2 protein-coding genes and 1 pseudogene are annotated in these 3,219 nt (G+C 41.5%); 2 read left to right on the top strand and 1 reads right to left on the bottom strand.

All coding sequences use genetic code 11. The features are described 5' to 3' along the window. A pseudogene (locus tag ACP45E_RS05805) lies at positions 1 to 1,092 on the bottom strand (ATP-dependent DNA helicase DinG); the annotation flags it as partial. A 506-nt stretch (positions 1,093 to 1,598) separates the two neighbouring features. On the opposite strand from ACP45E_RS05805, the gene ACP45E_RS05800 reads away from it, so the two are divergent. Beyond that, positions 1,599 to 2,591: a porin gene (locus tag ACP45E_RS05800; protein WP_017037332.1), complete on the top strand. Its 993-nt coding sequence runs from the start codon at positions 1,599 to 1,601 to the stop codon at positions 2,589 to 2,591. Positions 2,592 to 2,717: 126 nt separating this feature from the next. After that, on the top strand, positions 2,718 to 3,219 hold a 502-nt coding region (locus tag ACP45E_RS05795), incomplete at its 3' end, for a DUF2057 family protein (protein WP_069584794.1).

The raw sequence follows: 3,219 nt of genomic DNA, 5'->3' as shown, positions 1-3,219 counted from the left end.
CTCCGCGATCAGATCCGCTACTTTTGCCGCGGCCTGAGCCCCTTTATTGGACAGCTGCTTTAGTTCTGTCGCTTCTTTCTCTAGCCAAGAAGGGAGTTCTCCTCCTTCAAAACGATAGGTCCCTTCTTCAAATAATGAAGGGTCAAAGCGCTGACTGAGTTGAGTTAAAGAGGGAATTAATTGCTGAATGGAATCTTGAAGCTGGTTTTGGAAGCGACCGACTCGTTTTTCATCCGCTAAGTTAGCAAACTTACTGACCAGCTTATTCAGTCGCTCTAGCCAGGTTGCTGCACCTTTTAAGCTGGCTGACGCTGAAGAATGGTCGCGGGCAACGCGAGGTAAATGATGCGCTTCATCGAAAACATAAATGGTGTTTTCAGGTTCGGGAAGGATGACACCGCCGCCTAAATCAGCATCGGCCATGACTAAACTGTGGTTAGCAATAATGACATCGGCTTTGTCTAGTTCAGAACGTGCTTTTTGAAAAGGGCAAGAACGATGAGCGGGCAAACTATTATTGCAGCTGTGCTTATCGCTGACGATCGATTGCCATAATTCATCACGAATCGGTTTTGGCCATGAGTCTCTATCCCCGTCCCATTTCCCACCCACCAGTGACTTATACATGGTTTGAAGTAAATCAAGCTCATTTTTTTGGGGCTTCGATTCAAACATGGCCAACTGGCCACCATCGACACCGCTCGCTGAGGCCAATTTTTCTGCGCAGCAATAACGTTGTCGTCCCTTCGCCAAGATGAAAGAAAACTCTCGGTCGGTAATGCGTCGAAAAAGCGGCAGGTCTTTGTTAATTAATTGTTCTTGCAATGCGACCGTGGCCGTCGAAATAACAACCTTACGATTATTGAAGACAGCAATCGGAATTGTTGCCATTAAATAGGCCAAAGATTTACCGATTCCGGTTCCGGCTTCGCCAACGAGGATGCGATTTTTTTTGTGATAATCACCACAAAGTGTTTTTGTGATTTCTGCAACAAGATAGTTCTGTGCTCGACGAGGGACAAAGTTATCGAGCTGAAATTGCAGGTTTTGATAACTTTTACGGATAGATTGTTGAATTTTACTGGTTGACATACGGTGACCTAAATAGTGACCTGACGATGTTAGCACAAATCTCTAGTGTGTACTTAGTTCACGAAATTGAATGCTATTAGCTAAAAAATGGATCTTGTTCACAAAAAAAAGTTGAACCTTCACGGGGTTAGATTAATTTTATAACTAAAAATATATAAACCTCCAGCCATATGGGTTTTGCGGTTAAATATTCTGATTGATTAACCTATTGGTCAAATTTTTAGGGTTTTAATCTAATTTTTGGTTTGTTAAATTTTTGATTTTTTACGCCAAAAGCTAAGATGTGACTCGAAAAAAAAGCACAAATCAATGTAACCTATTGATTTTTATTGTTTTGACGTTTTTTTAGGTAAATTTTTAGAAGATTTGACACGCAGGATTATCTTTTGCAATCTAGACCACGAAATTTAGAGACGGTGACATTAAGCCATAAGAGCTTGAGCCACCATCAAAATAAAGGGAACCGGACAAGGATTTCCCATCTAACGAAAAGGCAGTGGATTAACATGAAAAAGACTCTATTAGCTCTTGCTATCGCAGCATCAGCAACTTCAGTACAAGCGATCGAACTTTACAACCAAGATGGCGTTACAGTTGATCTTAAAGGTGATATCGAAGTTCGTTACAAAAAGAGCACAACTAAAGATAGCGAAGCTAAGCAAGAAATCGATGATGCAGATTTTGGCTTTGACACTCGTTACGCAGTAAACGAAGACTTCCAAGTAGGCGGTTACCTAGAGTTTTCTGGCGACAACAGCGACCGTGCAAACGATAAGACTAGTGTAGGAAATGTGTACGTAGGTTTCTACACAACCGAATTTGGTTCTTTGAAAATCGGTAAGCTAGATACTCAAATGGACGATGCTGGCGTAGGTTCTGATTACCTATTCGGTGTTAGCTCTTTTGTAGACGATGCTCCATTCGGTGGTGAAGAAGCAGTTCGTTACGATTACGACAACGGCAGCCTATACGCTGGTTTCGGTCTTATCCAAGACAAGCACGAAGCTAAAGCAATTGGTGAGAAAGGTAGCTACTTTGACCTTAAACTAGGTTACCGTGTTGCTGATTTCGACTTCACTGGCTTTTATGCTGATGCAGAGCTTCGTGGCACGAAGACAAAAAATAATGTAACGTCACCAGTTTACGCAGACGCTGCATTGTTTGGTTTAGAAGCTCGTTTTGCTGGTATTGAAAATGTAAACCTTGAGCTTGGTTACTACACTAACGAAGTTAAAGAAGGCGTAGCGAAAACTACATCAAGTGATGAAGATACAATCGCTTTAGCAGCTGATTACACGTTCGCAAAGTACACCTTCGCAGGTGGCTACAGCGTGACAAGTGCTAACATCGATGGTGAAGAAGACCAAGATAACTGGTTCCTAAACGTAGGTTACGCGCTAGCTCCTAACACAACTGCGTACGCAGAAGTTGGTGGCAAGTCGGAAACTGGTAAAGATTACGACACTGGTTACGGTGTAGGTATCAAAGCATCTTTCTAATCTAGAAATAGATTTTAAGAGCAATAAAAACCACCCATATGGGTGGTTTTTTACTTTTAATAAATCGGTTAATCGAGATAGTCTCTTCTATTGAAAGATTTTATCGTAATAATTGGAGTAAATTGAATGAAAGTATGCCGATGGTTAGTTTTGTGTGTTTTTTCCGTATCAGCTAGTGCAGCAGTGCTTACCCCTAGTCCTGGTGTCTCAATTTTGTATATTAATGGTCAAGCTTCGGAATCTAAAGTGGGCAAGAATAATTTGCCAGAGGGAGAGGTTCAAATCATTGTTCGCATGGATAAGAACTTAGGAAAAGGGAGTAACAGCAAAGTTTTTACTTCAGATCCTTATATATTGAATTTGGTTGTTTCGGGTGAAGAGTTTAACATCAACCACCCTGTCGCTCGTAGTTTCCAAGAAGCAGAAAAAGCATTTAGATCAGGTGATCCAAAGTGGAAATTCACTCAAGACGGGATGGATGTTAACTACACCCAGGATCCTTTACCTAAGAAGAAGGGACTATTTCCGTTCATGGGAATGGAAAAAACAATTAGCGATTACAATGAAGATAAAGGCATCTTCTTTGTCGATGGTGTGCTTACGGAAGCAACTGTCGCCCCTGCTAGTG

Source organism: Vibrio genomosp. F10 str. 9ZD137 (genome assembly GCF_049974785.1).
Classification (GTDB): Bacteria; Pseudomonadota; Gammaproteobacteria; order Enterobacterales; family Vibrionaceae; genus Vibrio.
The sequence above is the reverse complement of the archived record's forward strand: the minus strand, read 5'-3'. Positions and strand labels throughout refer to the sequence as shown.